The 18,525-nt window shown below is 34.0% G+C and carries 21 protein-coding genes; 2 read left to right on the forward strand and 19 right to left on the reverse strand.

The genetic code is table 11. The features are described from left to right. Positions 1 to 38: 38 nt before the first annotated feature. From grpE to gpr, 7 genes are all read right to left on the reverse strand, one after another. Entirely contained in the window at positions 39 to 647 is a 609-nt protein-coding gene (gene grpE / locus HNQ35_RS03670; protein ID WP_146936894.1) for a nucleotide exchange factor GrpE, read from the reverse strand. A gap of 100 nt (positions 648 to 747) precedes the next feature. Further along, positions 748 to 1,776, reverse strand: coding sequence for a heat-inducible transcriptional repressor HrcA (gene hrcA, locus HNQ35_RS03675; protein WP_146936892.1), 1,029 nt, complete (start codon positions 1,774 to 1,776; stop codon positions 748 to 750). Between the two features lie 76 nt (positions 1,777 to 1,852). Further along, positions 1,853 to 3,010, reverse strand: a complete 1,158-nt coding sequence (gene hemW / locus HNQ35_RS03680; RefSeq protein ID WP_146936891.1) for a radical SAM family heme chaperone HemW — start codon at positions 3,008 to 3,010, stop codon at positions 1,853 to 1,855. Positions 3,011 to 3,090: 80 nt separating this feature from the next. Then, on the reverse strand, positions 3,091 to 4,899 hold the full coding sequence (gene lepA, locus HNQ35_RS03685; RefSeq protein WP_146936889.1) for a translation elongation factor 4: 1,809 nt from the start codon (positions 4,897 to 4,899) through the stop codon (positions 3,091 to 3,093). A gap of 169 nt (positions 4,900 to 5,068) precedes the next feature. After that, positions 5,069 to 5,359: a hypothetical protein gene (locus tag HNQ35_RS03690; RefSeq protein WP_146936887.1), complete on the reverse strand. Its 291-nt coding sequence runs from the start codon at positions 5,357 to 5,359 to the stop codon at positions 5,069 to 5,071. Then, positions 5,359 to 6,522 (reverse strand): stage II sporulation protein P, encoded by a 1,164-nt coding sequence (gene spoIIP, locus HNQ35_RS03695; RefSeq protein WP_246118067.1) that lies wholly within the window; start codon positions 6,520 to 6,522, stop codon positions 5,359 to 5,361. Before spoIIP ends, HNQ35_RS03690 begins: the two co-directional genes overlap by 1 nt. Positions 6,523 to 6,804: 282 nt before the next feature. Continuing rightward, complete coding sequence (gene gpr, locus HNQ35_RS03700) at positions 6,805 to 7,890, reverse strand: GPR endopeptidase (RefSeq protein ID WP_146936883.1); 1,086 nt, start codon at positions 7,888 to 7,890, stop codon at positions 6,805 to 6,807. Positions 7,891 to 8,029: 139 nt separating this feature from the next. Here gpr and rpsT point away from each other — a divergent pair, with 139 nt between their 5' ends. Then, a complete protein-coding gene (gene rpsT / locus HNQ35_RS03705) occupies positions 8,030 to 8,290 on the forward strand; it encodes a 30S ribosomal protein S20 (RefSeq protein WP_146936881.1) in 261 nt (86 codons plus the stop codon). Between the two features lie 27 nt (positions 8,291 to 8,317). On the opposite strand, the gene holA is transcribed toward rpsT, so the two are convergent. Beyond that, a complete protein-coding gene (gene holA, locus HNQ35_RS03710; protein WP_146936879.1) occupies positions 8,318 to 9,340 on the reverse strand; it encodes a DNA polymerase III subunit delta in 1,023 nt (340 codons plus the stop codon). A gap of 342 nt (positions 9,341 to 9,682) precedes the next feature. Between holA and HNQ35_RS03715 the strand changes: the two genes are divergently transcribed. Continuing rightward, positions 9,683 to 9,817 carry a YqzM family protein gene (locus tag HNQ35_RS03715; protein ID WP_146936877.1) on the forward strand — a complete coding sequence of 45 codons (135 nt, stop codon included), beginning with the start codon at positions 9,683 to 9,685 and terminating at the stop codon, positions 9,815 to 9,817. A gap of 44 nt (positions 9,818 to 9,861) precedes the next feature. Here HNQ35_RS03715 and HNQ35_RS03720 read toward each other — a convergent pair whose 3' ends face one another. The 11 genes from HNQ35_RS03720 to HNQ35_RS03770 form a co-directional block, all read right to left on the reverse strand. Continuing rightward, the gene (locus HNQ35_RS03720; RefSeq protein ID WP_170226640.1) at positions 9,862 to 12,114 is read right to left on the reverse strand and encodes a DNA internalization-related competence protein ComEC/Rec2; all 2,253 of its coding nucleotides are present in this window, start codon (positions 12,112 to 12,114) and stop codon (positions 9,862 to 9,864) included. A gap of 30 nt (positions 12,115 to 12,144) precedes the next feature. Next, on the reverse strand, positions 12,145 to 12,711 hold the full coding sequence (locus tag HNQ35_RS03725; RefSeq protein ID WP_146936873.1) for a ComE operon protein 2: 567 nt from the start codon (positions 12,709 to 12,711) through the stop codon (positions 12,145 to 12,147). A gap of 40 nt (positions 12,712 to 12,751) precedes the next feature. Then, positions 12,752 to 13,357, reverse strand: a complete 606-nt coding sequence (locus HNQ35_RS03730; RefSeq protein WP_146936871.1) for a helix-hairpin-helix domain-containing protein — start codon at positions 13,355 to 13,357, stop codon at positions 12,752 to 12,754. A gap of 101 nt (positions 13,358 to 13,458) precedes the next feature. Further along, complete coding sequence (locus HNQ35_RS03735; protein ID WP_146936870.1) at positions 13,459 to 14,211, reverse strand: class I SAM-dependent DNA methyltransferase; 753 nt, start codon at positions 14,209 to 14,211, stop codon at positions 13,459 to 13,461. Positions 14,212 to 14,216: 5 nt separating this feature from the next. Then, a complete protein-coding gene (rsfS, locus tag HNQ35_RS03740; RefSeq protein WP_146936868.1) occupies positions 14,217 to 14,573 on the reverse strand; it encodes a ribosome silencing factor in 357 nt (118 codons plus the stop codon). A 3-nt stretch (positions 14,574 to 14,576) separates the two neighbouring features. Continuing rightward, positions 14,577 to 15,149, reverse strand: a complete 573-nt coding sequence (gene yqeK, locus HNQ35_RS03745) for a bis(5'-nucleosyl)-tetraphosphatase (symmetrical) YqeK (protein ID WP_146936865.1) — start codon at positions 15,147 to 15,149, stop codon at positions 14,577 to 14,579. After that, positions 15,136 to 15,705 (reverse strand): nicotinate-nucleotide adenylyltransferase, encoded by a 570-nt coding sequence (locus HNQ35_RS03750; RefSeq protein ID WP_146936863.1) that lies wholly within the window; start codon positions 15,703 to 15,705, stop codon positions 15,136 to 15,138. Before HNQ35_RS03750 ends, yqeK begins: the two co-directional genes overlap by 14 nt. A gap of 18 nt (positions 15,706 to 15,723) precedes the next feature. Beyond that, on the reverse strand, positions 15,724 to 16,014 hold the full coding sequence (gene yhbY, locus HNQ35_RS03755) for a ribosome assembly RNA-binding protein YhbY (RefSeq protein ID WP_146936861.1): 291 nt from the start codon (positions 16,012 to 16,014) through the stop codon (positions 15,724 to 15,726). Between the two features lies 1 nt (position 16,015). Further along, entirely contained in the window at positions 16,016 to 16,861 is an 846-nt protein-coding gene (aroE, locus tag HNQ35_RS03760; protein ID WP_146936859.1) for a shikimate dehydrogenase, read from the reverse strand. A gap of 20 nt (positions 16,862 to 16,881) precedes the next feature. Beyond that, entirely contained in the window at positions 16,882 to 17,994 is a 1,113-nt protein-coding gene (gene yqeH / locus HNQ35_RS03765) for a ribosome biogenesis GTPase YqeH (protein WP_146936857.1), read from the reverse strand. Continuing rightward, entirely contained in the window at positions 17,982 to 18,497 is a 516-nt protein-coding gene (locus HNQ35_RS03770; RefSeq protein WP_146936855.1) for a YqeG family HAD IIIA-type phosphatase, read from the reverse strand. Before HNQ35_RS03770 ends, yqeH begins: the two co-directional genes overlap by 13 nt. Positions 18,498 to 18,525 lie beyond the last annotated feature (28 nt).

An 18,525-nucleotide genomic window follows, 5' to 3' on the forward strand; every position in this document is an offset into this window, starting at 1 on the left:
TCTACATTTTCCTCCTAAATAATTTTGACTCTATAAATTTACTTATTAACCTTAACCATTGCTGGTCGAAGCACTTTATCTTTAAGCATATATCCTTTTTGTAATTCTTCTACAATGACATTTGAATCAAATGAATCATCTTCAACTTGCATAACGGCATGATGTATGTTTGGGTCAAACGGTTGACCGACTGTTTCAATTTCTGTAATACTTTCTGCTTTAAGCACATCAGTAATTTGTCGATAAATCATTGACATACCATCAACAAAACTTTTCATTTCTTCTGGCACATCTTCTATATTTAAAGCACGTTCAAAGTTGTCTAATGCAGGTAAAAGTTCTGTTGCTAAACTTTCAGATTTATATTTTCTTTCTGCTGCTTTTTCTTTTTGTGTGCGTTTTTTATAGTTATCATATTCCGCTTGTAAGCGTAATAAACGGTCATAAATTTGATCCTTTTCTTCTGTTATCTTAGCTAATTGTTTTTTTAATGTTGTTACTTCTTCAGTTTCTTTTTGTTCTTCTTCAACTGTATGATCGTTCTCACTTTCGACTTGTTTTTCATGACTTGCCACGTCTTTAGTTTCTTCCTTAGTTTCTTCCTTAGTTTCTTCTACATGTTCTTGTGAAGCATCCTTTTCTGCCATTTACGACACCTCCGATATTTCTCAGCTAATGAGCTTACGCTTATAAAAACAGACAAAATAAAGATGTAGTGAATAATCACTACAAAAATAAATCTTTATATCACTTATCCTTGTACATAAGATATAAAGCTTCAGTCATTTCTGATGAAAAAGCATTTAACAATGTAATCACTTTTCGATATTCCATTCGTGTAGGGCCAAGTAGACCAATCGTTCCTTTTTGATCACCATGCACATGGTAGGTAGCTGTAATTAAGCTAAAGTCCTTAATGGCATCAATATCATTTTCTTGACCAATTCGAACATGAATACCTTCTTTTGACGTTTGTACAAGTCTTGCAATCTCTTGTTCGTCTTCCATAATGGATAAGAAGGAGTGAATTTTATTAACATCCCGAAATTCAGGTTGTAATAACAAATTGGACTTCCCACCTACGTATACTTTAACAGGTTGGTCTTGACTAAATACTTTCGACAAATACACATATGCCCTTTCAAAATCTGTGACATATCTTTTCATTAGATGAAGCACTTCATCTTGAATCACTTCCTGTAAGCTAAGGATAGGAACACCAGCTAAACGATCATTTAATATGTTGACCATTTTTTCCAAATCCGATGCTTTCATATCGAAAGGAATTGAAAAAGAGCGATGTTCAACATGTCCCGTATCTGTTACTAATATAGAAACAGCGCTGTGATCTGATAAAGGTACTAACTGAATTTGTTTTAATTTTGTGTCATATATTTCTGGCCCTAATATAATGGCTGTATAGTTTGTTAACTCCGATAGCACTTCTGCTGCTTTTTGAACAACTTGCTCGACTTCAAAATAACCTTCTTGCATAACATGTTTTATAATGTTGATATTACTACTTTTTATCGTCGGTGCAATGATGTGATCAACGTAATATCGATAGCCTTTTTCGGACGGGATTCTCCCTGAAGATGTATGCGTTTTTTCAAGATACCCTAGTTCTTCTAGGTCGGACATTTCATTCCGAATCGTTGCAGCACTTAAAGAAATACCATCTTTTTTTGAAATGACACGGGAACCAACAGGATGTGCAGAATCGATAAATTCATCAATAATGATTTTTAATATTAGTAACTGCCGTTTTGTTAGCATCATATTCACTCCTGTTAGCACTCCTTACCCTTGAGTGCTAATGCTAATAATAAGTTAACAAATCATTATTTCTTTGTCAATTAACATGATTAATCTCTTGTTCATCAAGTAAAAAATACTGAAAAACATCATTACCAAACAAGAGGCCTTCTTCAGTGAGTCGAATAGAGTCACAATCTTCTACTAACCAATTTTTACGAATTAATTCTTTCACTTGTTTTTTGTAAATGCGGTCGTAAGGAAACCCGAATTTTTCATTGAACTGTCGTTTGTTAATTCCTGATCGCTTTCTTAATCCTAGGAAGAATTCCTCCTCGAGTCTCTCTTTTAAGCCGATGGTATCCACCTTCATAACAGGTAAATTATGTTTATTCGCTTGTTTCATATATGCTGGAATAGCTCTAATATTCATCATCCGTTTACCCGGCAAATACGATGATGCACCTGCTCCAAACCCATAATAATATTCATTATTCCAATAGGTAAGATTGTGCTTACTTTCATATGATGGTTTTGCGAAGTTACTTATTTCATATTGCTTTAATCCTTGATGGGCCATGTTTTTCCGAAGTATGTTATACATCTTAACTTCCTCTTCTTGTTCAGGCCGATGTAAGTCTCCTTTTTGATAACGATTATAGAAGATAGTTTGAGGTTCCACTTGTAAAGAATATGCCGAATAATGCGGTAACTGGAAACTTAATGCTTCTTTTACTGTTGCCTCAAAATTTGCTACCGTTTGATGCGGCAAGGCATAAATTAAATCAATACTAATATTTTTAAACTCATTCTTAGTCAAATCATTTATTGAACGATATACGTCTTGAACTTGATGAGCTCGACCAATAGCTTTTAATAACTGATTATCAAATACTTGTACACCTAAAGATACACGATTTACTCCAAAATGTTTTAATAAGCGGATTTTTTCTTCTGTAAAATCACCGGGATTAGCCTCAATCGTAAACTCTTCACATGATGCAACATCAAAATATTGATGAATCAACTGTAATAATTTCTCTAATTGAGCCAAATTTAGAGCTGTTGGTGTCCCGCCACCGATAAAAATTGTACGAATTTTACTTTTTACTTCAGGTAAACATATAGACATTTCCTTTCCTAAAGCTTCTATATAGTCATTGGCCATTGATTCGTTATAAAAAATCTTTGTAAAATCACAATAATGACAGATATGGTGACAAAAAGGAATGTGAATATAGGCTGATTGAATCATGATACTCCTCCTTAAGACAAAATAAGAAAAGGAAAAATTTTATGCTATATGTCACATAAAATTTCTCCTTTCTTTCAAACTTAATTCTCATCCATTTTTAGGACGGACATAAATGCTTCTTGCGGGATTTCAACAGAACCGACCATTTTCATACGTTTTTTACCTTCTTTTTGACGTTCAAGTAATTTTCTTTTTCGTGAAATGTCTCCTCCATAACATTTAGCAAGAACATTTTTTCGAATGGCTTTAATCGTTGAACGGGCAATAATTTTATTTCCGATTGCTGCTTGGACTGGTACTTCAAAATGCTGTCTCGGTATTAAATCACGTAACTTCTCAACAATTTGTTTTCCACGTTCATAGGCAAAATCACGGTGTACAATAAAAGATAAAGCATCCACTTGTTCACCATTTAATAATATGTCCATCTTTACTAAGTTCGAAGGTTGATAGCCGATTAATTCATAATCAAAGGAAGCATAACCTTTCGATTGTGATTTTAATTGATCAAAGAAGTCATAAACTATCTCTGATAACGGGATATGATAAATAACATTCACACGAATAGCATCTAAATATTCCATATTAACAAATTGGCCACGTTTTTTCTGGGAAATTTCCATGACAGGTCCAACAAAATCATTAGGAACCATTATCGTTGCTTCAACAAATGGTTCACGTACTTCTTCTATCTCTTGTTGTTCTGGCATATCTGATGGATTATCAACTTTCACAATCTCACCATCGGTCTTTTTCACTTCATAGATAACGCTAGGTGCTGTTGTGATTAAGTCAATATTAAACTCACGCTCTATTCGCTCTTGAACTATTTCCATATGCAACAAGCCTAAGAAACCACATCTAAACCCAAAGCCTAAGGCTTGTGATGTCTCTGCTTCATATTGTAGAGCGGAATCATTTAACTCTAAGCGTTCTAATGCTTCCCGTAGATCATTATAATCATTGGTATCTATTGGATATAAACCGCAGAAAACCATCGGATTTAATTTCCGATACCCTGGTAACGGTTCCTCTGCTGGACGATCAACATGGGTAATTGTATCACCGACATGTGTATCTGAGACATTTTTTATTGAAGCCGTTAAATAACCGACATCCCCTACATCCAATCGTTCAACTGATTGTGGTTTAGGATTAAAGACCCCAACTTCATTGACTTCGAACTCTTTTCCTGTTGCCATCATTTTTATTTTATCGCCTACTTTTACCGATCCTTGCATAATACAAACGTAAGCAACTACACCACGGTAAGAATCAAATAAAGAATCAAATATTAATGCTTGAAGTGGTTCTTCTGGGTCACCACTAGGCGGTGGAATAGCTTCAACAACACGCTCTAATATATCTTCAATACCTATATTAGCTTTGGCTGAAGCTAAGATGACATCATCTGGATCGATGCCAATCACTTCTTCTAACTCTTTTTTAACACGATCAGGATCCGCGTTTGGTAAATCAATTTTATTAATTACGGGAATGATTTCTAAATCATTATCTAGTGCTAAATAAACATTAGCTAACGTCTGTGCTTCTATGCCTTGTGCCGCGTCTACAACAAGTATAGCACCTTCACAGGCAGCTAAACTTCTTGAGACTTCATATGTAAAGTCTACATGTCCTGGTGTATCAATCAAATGAAATGTATATTCTTCACCATTTTTACTTTCGTATTGAAGTTGTACTGCATTCAATTTGATTGTGATGCCGCGTTCACGCTCTAAATCCATTGCATCCAGAAATTGTTCCTTCATTTCACGTTTAGTCAACGCTTTTGTATTTTCTAAAATCCGATCTGCTAACGTTGACTTCCCGTGGTCAATATGAGCGATTATCGAGAAATTCCGGATGTTTTTTTGCTTTTTTGACATAAATGCTGTTCACTCCTAAGCGTCATTTCCATAAGATCATATAAATTATCAATTATCTTTTTTATACTAAATCTCTAAGTTGACATAAATCACTAGGTTAAATTATATCAATACGTCCACAACGTTTCAAGAACAACTCATTTATAGATTTAGAGCATCGGAAGTTATGTTAAAATAGTAACGATGATATTTGATATATGACTTGTACAACACCTTCATAAAATCCTGTTACAATTTTTTCTAAACCAGTAGCTAATTTTTGTGTAAAATGAGGTGATTGCTTTTGCGTATTCAATGTGTGCATTCGTTCTTTTTCAATATTAATATCAAGTGATTCACTGTATTTAATAGGATAGATCGCGTTTTCTTCAAAATGATGAGACTGTTTATCAAGCCCAAACAACATCCCAATGAGAAAAAATATTACGAAACATAGAACAAATATTGTAAAGCGAGCCATCATTTTTTCACCTCAATCGATTGATTAACTTTCTCCGCATCCCAATAATATTCAGAAAAAACTTCAGCAAACACGTCTGTTGTTCGATATAATTCATCCCAATTATTTTCCACGCCACCAATTTCTAATAAAATCGCATGGTCTGATAAATCTTGATTAAAGACTCCGTTAGTACCAGGCCCTTTTTTTTGAAAAATCCCTCTACTTATACCTGGATATTTCTTTTCCAATAAATAATGTAAGTCTGTTGCAAATTGTAAATTCCGTTCATAATTTGCATGTTCAGCTCCAACAACAAACATTATTTTCGCATAATCTTTTCCCTTTATTTTTTTCGTCGTTTTATCATATCCTTGAGAATCCCTATGAATATCAAATACATAAACGACATCACGGTATTTTGATAAAGCTACTTCGACTGTTTCTCTTGCCACTTGATATGATTTCGGATATTTCATACCCCTATCTTTTAAAACTTGCATATGGTCTGTCTGATCAACAATTGTCCCTATTCCTGCTGATTTTAATGCTTTTTCTAGTCGCTCACTAAGTTTTGTCACATTTGCTTCATGATGGAAAGCTAGATTTGCATTTGATACGTCAGGCAAAGCAGGCAAGAATGATTCACGATTGTGTGTGTTATATATAAAAACAACATTTTTGTCTCCTGTTGTTAATGATGTTTTTACTTTTGAATTTGTACGATCTTTATGGTCGTCATTAATGATAGCATGACGGTCCTGTAGAATATCTTCTAAAGGAGCAGCAGATTCCATTGGTAAATTAGTATAGTCTGTTCCCTCTCCTGCTAACAATATTTTTGTATCAAAAATTTGAAAGCCTGGTAATTCATTACCAAGCAGGCTCCTGACATCATTTAACTTAACATCTGTCGCTATTTGAAACAATGATGATGAAATGCTTGGGAATTGTTCCAATTCTGTCGCATGACGAAAAGCACGATTTTCCATTCCAAATAAATGAAGAAATGTTGCACTCTCTACTTTATTTGTCCATTCTGTCAATATTTGTGATGAGATACGATATGTCGGAGAAACAGTTGTTAATAGCCCAATTAATATAAATGTGAAAAAAACACTAAGAAAATAGACACTTCCTTTTTTTATCAAACGTATCAAGGATAATTCTCTACGTTTAAACAACTTATCACCCCATTTTCTACTAGAATGTTGCTCTATTATAAAACTATGAAAATGGGTAGAAAAGTAGAACAAGCTTCTTAATTGTTTTGTTTTCAAGTGATTTAAACTACCAGCAAGCTTATCTATATTATGCTCCATTAGTCAATAGACAAAGACTTACATCCTAGGTACGAATGCACGCTTCTTTCCATTAATCACGACGGCTTGAAAAGCGAGACCTTATATTATGGTGCATTGTACCTAGAATGGTGATGATGCACTAAAGTACATATAAAGAACAAGTTAGCGTGTATACGCTGATAAGTTATCCACATCTATTGTTTCATGTAAGGCTGCATTAATACCAGAAGCCAGTACATGAGCCATGTTCTTCATAAAATCATCAACTTCTTTTGGCGTTACAATCATGTTTTTTCCAAGTGGTGAAAGTACTTCACTTATTAAAGAACGCTTGTCTTCTTCTGATAAAGTTCCAACCATACCTAAAAAAGTTTGCCGTTTTTCAAGATTAGGTAAATCTGTATCATTAAGTTCTTGTTTTCCAAAAGTAAAGCCACCCGGTAATAAAGATTGGAACGGTCTGTCTTTTTCTTTCCATGTACGGCCAAAATGTTTTAATAAATAATCAATTGTATCACTTGTAATTGTAACGGCATCAACAACTGTCGGTACACCAATTGCAATAACGGGAATACCAAAAGTATGTTTACTCAATTCCTTACGTTTGTTTCCTACACCAGAACCAGGATGTATTCCTGTATCAGATATTTGGATCGTTTCATTAATTCGATCAATCGATCGTGAAGCTAATGCATCGATTGCAATTACAAACTCAGGTTTATATTGTTCTATAATCCCTGCTATAATTTCGCTCGTTTCTATTCCTGTTACGCCCATAACACCAGGTGTTACAGCCGCTACCGGTCGATAACCTTTTGCCACTGTTTCAAATTCCAATTCAAATAAATGATTCGTCACCAATACTTTTTCAACTGTCATCGGACCTAAAGCATCTGGTGTAACATGCCAATTTCCTAAACCGACAATTAATCCTTTGTCATTCTTATGAATGTGATTTAACTTTAAAATATTTTCTAATTCAGAAGCTAATATTTTAGCCGCTGCTTCCTGACTGGCCGTATCTTGTTTTTTGACACCGTCTGCATATATTGTTACGTAATGTCCTCTTTTTTTTCCTGTTTTTCGTGCGCCTTCATCATTAATTTTAACGTATGAAATTTTTATACCATCTTTCTTTACATCACGTACTGTAATGCCTTCACTTTGTCCTTCTTCCTTACCATACATATCCTTAGCCTCTACAGCTAAATCTGTTCGAACAGGATTAAATTGATCATCATTAACCATTAATAACAGCCTCCAAAAAGGTTATTAAGAGTATCATTTGCAATTATTGATTCATTCATGCAAAATATATGTATAGCTTTTAATTTAAAATATTTATTTTCCGAATAATTAGAATATATAACTTGAAGGAGAGATTTAAATGGCTAATATTAAATCGGCTATTAAACGTACGCGAACAAACAATAGAAAGCGGCTACAAAATCAAAAAGAGCGCACGACAATGCGTTCTCATATTAAAGCTGTTGAAGTTGCAATTGAACTAAACGATAAAGCAAAGGCTCAAGAGGCATATCAATCTGCCGTGAAAGTGATTGACAGAGCTGTTCAAAAAGGCATTATTCACGCTAATAACGGTAATCGCCAAAAAGCAAGATTAGCAAGAAAAATGAAACTACGCTAAATAAAAAACGACCGATTCGGTCGTTTTTTATTTAGCGTCATAGGTTACTAAGTGATGTAATAACAGTTCGAAGGCAATATTTTTGTCCATTCTCCCTTGTTTTAATATTGCATCAGTTTCAGCTAATTGATTGATAATATATTTTAATCGTTTAATCGAAAATTGGCGTTCCCTGTCATGGGCAACTTTTACAACATAAGGATGAACTCCTAAACTTTTCTGGATTTGTCCTTGAGTATATCCTTTTTGCTTTAAAAGCTTAACCCTTAATATCATGCGGAATTGATAAGCTAATAAACCAATTAATGGGATTTGCTCCTCTTTTTGCTTCATTAAATCATGATAAATGGCAATCGCTTTATAAAGATCGGCTGTCATAACTGCATCTACCAAACGTAAGGCTGAACTAGTTGGCGTATGGGATACCATTTCCCCTACAATGTCTTTCGTAATGACACCACCTTTACCTACATACAGTGCAAGCTTATTTATTTCACTCTCTAATAATTGAAGGTTTGTTAATAAGTCAGGATCAAGCAAATAAAGAGCTTCCTCTTCAATCGTAACATGTAAATCTTCTGCTATTTTAATAACCCATTTTTCTGCTTCGTGTGGTTTAACAGTTTCACATAAAGCGATCGTTGCTTTTTGCTTCAAAAGTTTTGTTATTTTTTTACGGCTATCTATCTTATCAGAATGAAGTATAAATACAACAATCGAATAATTAGGTGGAGCCTGTAAATACTCTTCCAGTACTGACAATTGATGCTCAAAGGGTAGTTTCTTTGCTTTCGCTTGTAAAAAGACAGGATTTATAGCAAAAATGAGTTTTTTCCCTTCAAAAAAAGGATATGTCATCGCATCAGCTAAAACATCTTGAATAGGGGTTTCAGTTAAATCGTATGTCATTATATTTGCTGGATCTGTTTGAACTTGTTTAATAAAAAGGTCTTTTATTCGCTGGATAAAAAATGTTTCCTCTCCATAAACTAGGCTAACGAGTGGAATATCATTGTTTTTTAGTTGGCGACTTAAATTAAAATAAGTCATATCGTCTCCCCCATACATAAAGTATATATATATGGTACGCTGTTACACATTGTTTCGCAAGCAGTGATTTCAATCTATTTGTACATAATTAAAAGGAGGGCATAACTTCCCTCCTGATCTATATCAACGTATAAGCAAAAGCTTTATACGATTATTTATAGCCTAACCGGACATGATAAAAATATCGCTGACAACTCTTACTAATTATGACGTGTTTTGTCTCTTCATAATCGTTATGGTTTTAAATTGTGATGAAACAATGAAACCTTTTATTAAAAGTGGATTTTTTTGATCATTTATCTTATACTAGATGTTAGTGAATGGAGCTTAGGAGGGTTAGTTATGAATGAATTTGAAAAAGATCCACAATCAAAAAACTTAGACGTTGCTGATTCCATAAAAGGGTTTACTTTTTCATTTTTATATTTTTTATTAATCTTTGCTATTGGTGTTTTTATTAGCGTATTGTACTCATAAGGTAAAAAGGTTACATAATAAAAGAGGCTGACACAGTCTCTTTTTTACTTTCTTAAAAATGTATCAAAATACCCCGTCTTATAATATCTGTAAATCACTGCACCTTGCACATCAGTTCTGTAAATATTAATACCATTCTCTTCTAATGTCGTTATCACTTCTGGCGTAGGATGACCATAACGATTATTTCTTCCAGCTGATATGAGTGCATATGAAGGTTGAAGTTGTTGAATAAATTGATGATCTGTTGACGTATTACTTCCGTGATGAGCTATCTTTATAACATCTACTTGCAGATTAGGATATCGCCTCATGATTTGCCGCTCAATACCTTTTCCAATATCACCTGTAAAGAGCCATGATTTATTAGCAAATAATGTATAAAGAACAAGTGAATTATCATTATCATTCCCAGCTTCTTTAATTGGGGATAGCACGGTAAATGCATGATTACCAATGATTATTTTATCATTTACTTTTACACGTTTTAATACTGTTCCTTGTTCATTCCACTTTTTTTGTTGCCTCATATCAAGTTGATAATATGCGCTCATTATAATTTGGTTGACTGTAAAATCTTCCACAATATAATCAACACTTCCGACGTGGTCTATATCTTCATGTGATAAGATTAAGGCATCAATTTGTTGAATACCTTTAAAATTGAGAAACGGTTTAATAATTTGTTGAAATACACGTTCACTCGGCTTAGCTTCACCAAAAGAAAAGGTTGCACCAGCATCATATAAGATAACACCTTTTCTAAAAGGCAATTCAATAACTAGCGCATCTCCTTGACCTATATCAAGCATTGTTACTGTTCCATATGGTGATATATAGGGTCGAGTAAACATTAACATTAAAAACAATGTAAGACCGGCGCCAACTTGAAAAGCTTGCTTTCGTTTTTCCTGTTCGATAAAATGCATAAATATTAAGAGTAATCCATAATATACGACAGGAAAATAGCTTGGAAATTCACCACCTGTCCATGAGACATTAAATATGATATCAATACGACCAAGTGAAGTTAACATAAAGGAGTGAATATGATGAAAGATGACGTCAAAAAATCGATGAATAAAGGGAATTGGAAACATGAATAGTAATAAAAACATAGATGGGATAACAAACAATGAAAAATATGGTACATATATAACATTGATGAGGATTGACAATGGATTAAATTGATAAAAGTAACTCAGTTGAAGTGGTACAATCATCATTTGTGCGATAAAACTTATGTTTAAGATTTGAAAAGGAAATGGAACATCTTGACGCAACCATTGTTTTGACAATATTAATCCAAATGTAACTAAAAATGAAAATTGAAAACCAATATGATGCATCATTTCTGGTTCTAAAAATACAAATGCAATAAAAACAAAACTAACAACATCCATAATGGGCAACTTTATATTAAATTTTAAACATATGAAAATAAAGCATGCCATCATACTTGCGCGCCAAACAGATGGATCACCACCAGCGATGATAGCATATATTGGTAGAAAGACAACAAAAAATGTTTCTGTTTTCTCCTTTGTCAAAAATCCAGTTTTTACAAAAGTCATATATAAAATACTAATAACGATGCCAACATGCAAGCCTGATATTGCTAGAACATGTGCCAGATTCCAACGTCTAAATAATTCGACTGTTTCTTTTTCTATAAATGAATCATTACCAAATATTAATGCACTTAGCCAAGCTGCTGTTTCTGATCGATATGTGTTAAATATACGTTCTAATATAACGTGACGCAATGAATCAAAATGACTCATAATTGATTTTCCAGTACAATAAACATCATCTATAGACAGTGGGCGAAGCACCGTCTCTATCTGCTTCTGTGCCAAATATCTTTGATAATTAAACTGTCCAGGATTAGTTGCTTCATCAATAACAACCGACGCTGCATTTATCTTACATTTAGCTCCTCTAACGATATCATGACGTGTAGGAAATGGCGTTTGATTTTCTAAAAATAATTGCACAAGTCGTTTTTCTTTCGTTTCTTCGTCCTCGAATATGAATTCAATTCGATTTTCTATGTTATTAACCGCACCGATTATTTTGCCTGAATATAGTCCCCTTTCTACACTATTCATTTGATTACTTTTCTGAACCGGTATCGTATTTAAGAAGTAAAAAAGGAATAAAATAGAAAGGACAAACGGCATGATCGGAATTCTCTTTTGGAGGGTTGCCCACATTAACCAACCAATATAACAAAAGAAAAGCCATTTGATTTCCATCATGACAGTAAAGAAACTGACAATGATTCCAAATGCCACAATATGCCAATACCCTTTCATGCTTACAAACTATTTATGCGAAAATAGTTGTTTTCCTTCCTCCTTTATTAGTTTCAATTTTTCTTTTGAAGCTCCCAAAGCTTCAATTGTATCAATTAATTTAGAAACGTAGGCTTCTTTTAATTCACGTTGTGGATCAAATGAGACTTTGTCAACAGTCACTTTTTCTACATGAATATTTGCTTCTTTGAACAGTTCAATAGCATAAGGATCGTTACGATAATCATTCGCATAATAAACGGTATGAATGCCTGCTTGTATAATTTGTTTCGTACATTGTAAACACGGAAAATGAGTCACATATATATGTGCTCCCTCTGTAGCAACACCAAATTTTGCACATTGTAAGAGCGCATTTGCCTCAGCATGGACAGTTCTTACACAATGCCCATCAACGACATAGCATCCTTCATCCACACAATGGACACTTCCTGAGACACTCCCGTTATATCCTCCTGCAATAATTCGTTTCTCGCGTACAATAGTCGCTCCAACCATTAATCTAGTACATGTACTACGTAAAGCTAATAAATGACTTTGTGCCATAAAGTACTGATCCCAAGGTATTCTTTTCAATGTTATCCCTTCTATCTATTTTTTGGTCGTAGTCAAAAAGCTATGGTAATTGGATAAATTCTTTTATATTTTCAACTGTTTTTTCCCCGATTCCTGGTATTTCTAATAAATCTTCAATCGTTTTAAATAAGCCATGTTCATCACGGTAATCAATAATAGCTTGAGCTTTTTTTGGACCGATACCATTCAGTGTGGTTATCTCTTCTAATGTAGCAGTATTAATACGAATCTTTTTCGTGCCTTCACTAATATGATTAGAACCAGCTTCGTTCATTAGACTTCTGTCTTCGCCTTTTTTTGGTACATAAATAACCATCTCATCTTGTAAACGTTGTGCTAAATTGATTTGTGTTTGATCTGCTGTTTCTGTAAAGCCCCCTGCCACTTGTATGGCGTCATGAACCCGTTTATCATGGGCTAATTCATAAACGCCTGGCTTCTTAACACTTCCTTTAATATCAACAACAATCACTTCTTGTACCCCAACATTTGTTTCATTTTGTTCATCGGTATGAGCGGGGGAATGACTAAAAGGATCTTCAACAATCATCACATTGGCTTCATCACGTATTAGAAAATAAATGACAGCTAAACTTGCGATAGCAACAATCACACCGTATCTTCTAATAAGATGGAAGAAATCCACTCACTCCTTATTATATTAAAAAGATGGATACAGCATCATTATAACGGCTATCATTTGTTTAGACAAACATAGCTAAAACAAAAAAAGATCGAAAAATAACGTTAATCCGATCTTTTTTCCGCAATAATAAAGATTCGTTTAGCCTCAACCTCCGAAAATTTATTTTCTATAGAAAAATCACTATAAATATTTTTTATTTTAAAACCTGTTTGCTTTAGTAGCTGTTGATAATGTTCAATAGAGAGCGTGCGCTGATGATGCATTTCATCATAACGGGTATATTGTTTATCTTCATCTTGAATAAAAAACGTTAAATCATGATACATTTCACCTTTTTCTTCACCAGGAGAACAATGCCATATATAACTCATTTTGTCATCAACATAGGCAAATGTATGATTAATTAAGTTATTGTTAACGTGATATAAAGAATGAATATCAAATATAAATAGGCCACCTTTTCGCAATGATTTATGGACGTGTTTAAAGACCAAACGCACGTCTTCCGCGGTTGTCAAATAATTAATAACATCACAATAACTAACAATCATATCAATATCGTTAAAACCTTCTAATGCTCTTATATCTTGATGAACCCAGTGAATTTGAAGTTGTGCTTGACTCGCTTTTTGCTGTGCGACGGCTAACATATCATGAGAAAGGTCTACGCCTATTAATTGATAGCCCTCACGTGCTAAGCGAAGGGATATTTCACCTGTACCACAGCCCAAGTCAATAATTTTATTAACCTTTCCCACTTTCTTCGTTATTTGCTTTGTAAAATCTACCCATAAATCGTATGGAGCATCGCTCATAAATGAATCATAAAAATAAGCTAAGTTTTGATATATCATACATACTAACCTTCTTGTTTAAGTTGGATTGAAACTTGTGGCGCATCTCCCCATAAGCGCTCTAAATTATAATAACTTCTTTCATCTTTATGAAAAACATGGCATACGATAGAACCTAAATCAACGAGAACCCAACGTGCATGCTCTAAACCTTCCATACGAGCAATATTTAATCCCTTTTCACTCACCGCATCATTTATTCCTTTTGCAATGGCTTGTACTTGTCTTTCGTTTGATCCTTCACAAATGAGAAAATAATCTGCAATAAAAGAAATTCCTTTCATATCTAAGGCAATCACATTTTGTGCTCGTTTATCATCACATGCTTTAGCGACGATATGTAACAATTCTTTTGACTCCATCCATTAACAACCTCCATATACCTTTTTTGTTAAGTCATTATAGGCATGAAACGTATCCGGGTAAATAGGCTGATTTTTGCTCATTAAGAAATTTATTGTGTTTCGTGATATCATCCAGGCTGCTTTAAGTATATCTCTTTCTGCCATATTCCTAACGTCATCTAAACCCGGGAAATTTCGTCCCGGTTCAATATAATCCGCTACATAAATTATAAGTTCAATGGGTGTCATATCTTTTCTACCTGTTGTATGGTAATAAATAGCTGTCTTAACCTCTTCATCTTTAATACCATGTTCAAATTCTATTAAGATAGAGCCGACTGGCCCGTGCCATAGTTCATGGTGAAATTGGAGTAAATCTTTTGGTAAATAAGTAGTTTCAATCCAGTGTTTTAATTCTTTCAATGGACGATACTTCGCATAATCATGGAAGATAGCCGCCAATTCAGTCTGCTTTTTTGACACGCCGTACCTCTCTGCTAAAGTTAATGCAGTATTTAATACGCGAATCGTATGTTCATAACGCTTTTCAGTTAGATGTGGTTTGACAAGTGATAGTGCTTCAGCACGATTCATACAATCCTCTCTCCTTAATATATGAATATACAGCTTCTTTAACTAAATATTTAGCAGGGCGACCAGTTCGAATCCGTTTTCGAATATCTGAAGAAGATACTTCAAATACTGGTACATCAACAGTCATAATCGGGTAAGATGTCTTTAACGTATATCCTGATCGTTTTACACCTACAAATGTGGTGAGTTTCATTAAATCATTAATTTTATACCAATGTGGTAAATATTCAACCATATCAGCTCCAATAATAAAATAAAACTGATCATTTGGAAATAGCTTCTTTAATTCATTTAACGTCTCGTATGTGTACGACGTACCGCCACGCTTGATATCGATTAAATTTATATTAAAGGCTGGTTCATCTTCTATCATTAACCTCACCATTTCAATCCGTTCTTTAGATGTTGCATGGGCAGTACGTTTATGTGGTGGATCTGCTGTCGGAACAAACCATATTTCATCTAACTTTAATGTAAATCTCACTTCCTCAGCAATCATTAAATGACCAATATGTGGTGGATCAAATGTACCTCCTAAAATGCCAATATGTTTCATGTTCTTCTCCCTTTGACATTACGGTAAAACGATTTGTTTGTTTTCCGTCGATTCTTTATAAAGAATGATTTGATTTCCGATAATCTGGACGATTTCCGCTTCCGTTTGTTCTGCTAATTGTTCGGCAACTGTTTCTTTATCTTCTATACAATTTTGCAAAATATTCACTTTAATTAATTCGCGTTTTTCCAGTGCGTCAACAATTTGTTTAACCATATTTTCATTAACACCTGTTTTTCCAACTTGAAAAATAGCTTTAAGATGGTGCGCTTTAGAGCGTAAAAATCTTTTTTGTTTCCCTGTTAACATATTATCTTCCTTCCAATATTTTTGTAAGTTTTTGTTCCATATGCTCAAGTGGGACCCATTGATTTGTCCATATTTTAAAAGCTTCTTGAGCTTGATAAAGAAGCATTGAATGTCCACAATGGATCTTTGCCCCTTTAGATTTAGCATGCCTTAAAAATGCCGTCATAATCGGTTGATACACGATGTCCGATATAATTTGGTCTTTTCTTAAGGCAGGAAAAGATACAATCATTTCATGCTCATTTGGTTTCATACCGACATCTGTTGTCTGGATAATTAAATCATATATCGATCCTATTTCTTTTGCATGTTCTAGTGATAGGATATCTGTTTGAATCATTGTATCATTCAACATCTTAATACTTTCAGCATGCTTTAATGTGCGATTTGCAATGTCAATACGAAGTAATGGTTTAGTTAATAAACTAGCATAAATTCCACGGGCAGCCCCTCCTGCTCCTATTAATAAAACATTTTTTTTAGTTTCTTTGAAAAATGTCGGATAACTACTTTCTAATGCTCTGACATAACCTAATCCATCAGTATTATATCCAATCCATTTTCCTTTACGACGGACAACGGTGTTAACAGCACCAACTTTTCGTGCATGTTCATCGACTTCATCTAAATAGCTCAATATTTTTTCTTTGTACGGAACCGTAATATTAAATCCACAATAACCTTCATGCTCAAATTGTTGAAGCACATGAGCTAAAGATTCATCAGGGTGAACATCGATTAATTGATATTGACCTTTTAATTGGCTTCTCTTTAAAAATTCGGAGTGGATCCATGGTGACAATGATTGTTTCACTGGATGTCCAATTAAACCTAACTGATAATACATTCTATCACCTACATATTCTCCTAAATTAATGCGTCTCTTATTCCAACTGCAATCCCTTTTGGCGCATAAACATCAACTGTTATTCGTTCGCCTGCTACAGTTATCCAGCCTAATCCAGGAAATACGATATCTGATTTGCCTGCCCCCAATCGAAATGAATGTTTAACAAGCGGTGGAAGCATTGCTAGTGTTATTTCATCGGGTGGGGACAACATTTTTCCTAAATGATTTTTATAAAGCTCATCAGCTTTTGCTAATTTTGTACGATGAATGGGTAATCGATTTGAAAAGTAACATACGAAAGATTGACGATTGCCTTTAATAAAATCAATCCGTGCTAATCCACCAAAAAATAACGTCTGCTCTGCATTTAGTTGATAAACACGTGGTTTGATTTCTTTTATTGGATGAATCATTTTTAAATCATTATCGGAAACATAATGAGATAATTGCTTTCTATTGACAATACCAGGTGTATCAATCATATATGACTTTTCATCTAAAGGAATTTCAATAAATCCAAGTGTCGTCCCTGGAAAATAAGACGTTGTAATAACATCATTCTCTCCAGTTGATTCTTTAATAAGTCGATTTATAAATGTTGATTTACCTACATTCGTTGTGCCAACTATAAACACATCGCGTCCTTTTCGATACTTTTCAATCATTAGACTTAAATCTTTCATACCGTGTCCTTTAATCGATGAAATGAGTGCTACATCAATAACCTTAAGTCCATATTCTTTAGCTGAACGGCGTAACCAATGAATGAGTTGGCGTTCACTCGTGGATTTTGGTAATAGATCTTTTTTGTTTCCGACGAGCAGGATCGGATGATCACCAACAATTCGTGGTAAATTCGTTAATAGACTACCACTCACGTCAAAAATGTCAATAAGATGAACGACAAGCCCTTTTTTGTTTTGAATGTTAGAAACCATTTTTAAGAAATCATCATCCGTTATATCTACATCTTGAATTTCATTATAATGTTTTAAACGAAAACAACGCTTGCACAATATATCTTTCTTCGCAAGCGTAGATTTCGGTGTATAACCAGCTTTATCAGGATCTTCTGATTGAATCTGAGTGCCACACCCTAAACAAACAAGCTCTTCGTTTATTTTTCCCATGTAATCATTCCTTTCTTACGCATCCGATTTAAAATAGAACGTTCGATACGACGATTGAATGTCGTAATCTTTGCGTCTGTCTCAACAATAGGGGCAACTAAAATGGTATGGAAGCCTGCCTTGTTACCACCAAGAATATCTGTAAGTAGCTGATCACCTATTACGACAATTTCTTCTCGCTTTAACCCCATCTGTTTTGCAGCTTTTTTAAATGAACGTGATAACGGTTTTCGTGCACTAAAAAAATACGGAGCCCCTAATGGTTCTGAAAAAACTTTCACACGTTCTTTATTATTATTGGATATAATTGCTACTTTTATCTCGTTTTGTTTCATATTTTCAAACCATTCAATCACTTCTGGTGTTGCATCTTTAACATCCCAAGGTACTAACGTATTATCTAAATCTGTAATAATCCCTTTAATGCCCTTACTCTTTAAGCGAAGAGGATTTATTTCAAATATATTTTTGACATAATGATCAGGTAAAAATAATTTTAGCAAATTTAAAACACCTCATAACATATTTTAC

The organism is Cerasibacillus quisquiliarum (assembly GCF_014202495.1).
Lineage (GTDB): Bacteria > Bacillota > Bacilli > Bacillales > Amphibacillaceae > Cerasibacillus > Cerasibacillus quisquiliarum.

What these genes read in the sequence shown, in the direction of transcription:
- yqeK (WP_146936865.1), bottom strand. Translation starts at nt 15,149, where the DNA reads ATGAATCGTGCTGAAGCACTATCACTTGTCAAACCACATCTAACTGAA.
- rpsT (WP_146936881.1), top strand. Translation starts at nt 8,030, where the DNA reads ATGGCTAATATTAAATCGGCTATTAAACGTACGCGAACAAACAATAGA.
- rsfS (WP_146936868.1), bottom strand. Translation starts at nt 14,573, where the DNA reads ATGGAGTCAAAAGAATTGTTACATATCGTCGCTAAAGCATGTGATGAT.
- HNQ35_RS03690 (WP_146936887.1), bottom strand. Translation starts at nt 5,359, where the DNA reads ATGGCTCGCTTTACAATATTTGTTCTATGTTTCGTAATATTTTTTCTC.
- holA (WP_146936879.1), bottom strand. Translation starts at nt 9,340, where the DNA reads ATGACTTATTTTAATTTAAGTCGCCAACTAAAAAACAATGATATTCCA.
- gpr (WP_146936883.1), bottom strand. Translation starts at nt 7,890, where the DNA reads ATGGTTAATGATGATCAATTTAATCCTGTTCGAACAGATTTAGCTGTA.
- aroE (WP_146936859.1), bottom strand. Translation starts at nt 16,861, where the DNA reads ATGTATTATCAGTTAGGTTTAATTGGACATCCAGTGAAACAATCATTG.
- HNQ35_RS03750 (WP_146936863.1), bottom strand. Translation starts at nt 15,705, where the DNA reads ATGAAACATATTGGCATTTTAGGAGGTACATTTGATCCACCACATATT.
- grpE (WP_146936894.1), bottom strand. Translation starts at nt 647, where the DNA reads ATGGCAGAAAAGGATGCTTCACAAGAACATGTAGAAGAAACTAAGGAA.
- HNQ35_RS03715 (WP_146936877.1), top strand. Translation starts at nt 9,683, where the DNA reads ATGAATGAATTTGAAAAAGATCCACAATCAAAAAACTTAGACGTTGCT.
- hemW (WP_146936891.1), bottom strand. Translation starts at nt 3,010, where the DNA reads ATGATTCAATCAGCCTATATTCACATTCCTTTTTGTCACCATATCTGT.
- hrcA (WP_146936892.1), bottom strand. Translation starts at nt 1,776, where the DNA reads ATGCTAACAAAACGGCAGTTACTAATATTAAAAATCATTATTGATGAA.
- lepA (WP_146936889.1), bottom strand. Translation starts at nt 4,899, where the DNA reads ATGTCAAAAAAGCAAAAAAACATCCGGAATTTCTCGATAATCGCTCAT.
- yhbY (WP_146936861.1), bottom strand. Translation starts at nt 16,014, where the DNA reads ATGTTAACAGGGAAACAAAAAAGATTTTTACGCTCTAAAGCGCACCAT.
- HNQ35_RS03735 (WP_146936870.1), bottom strand. Translation starts at nt 14,211, where the DNA reads ATGATATATCAAAACTTAGCTTATTTTTATGATTCATTTATGAGCGAT.
- yqeH (WP_146936857.1), bottom strand. Translation starts at nt 17,994, where the DNA reads ATGGGAAAAATAAACGAAGAGCTTGTTTGTTTAGGGTGTGGCACTCAG.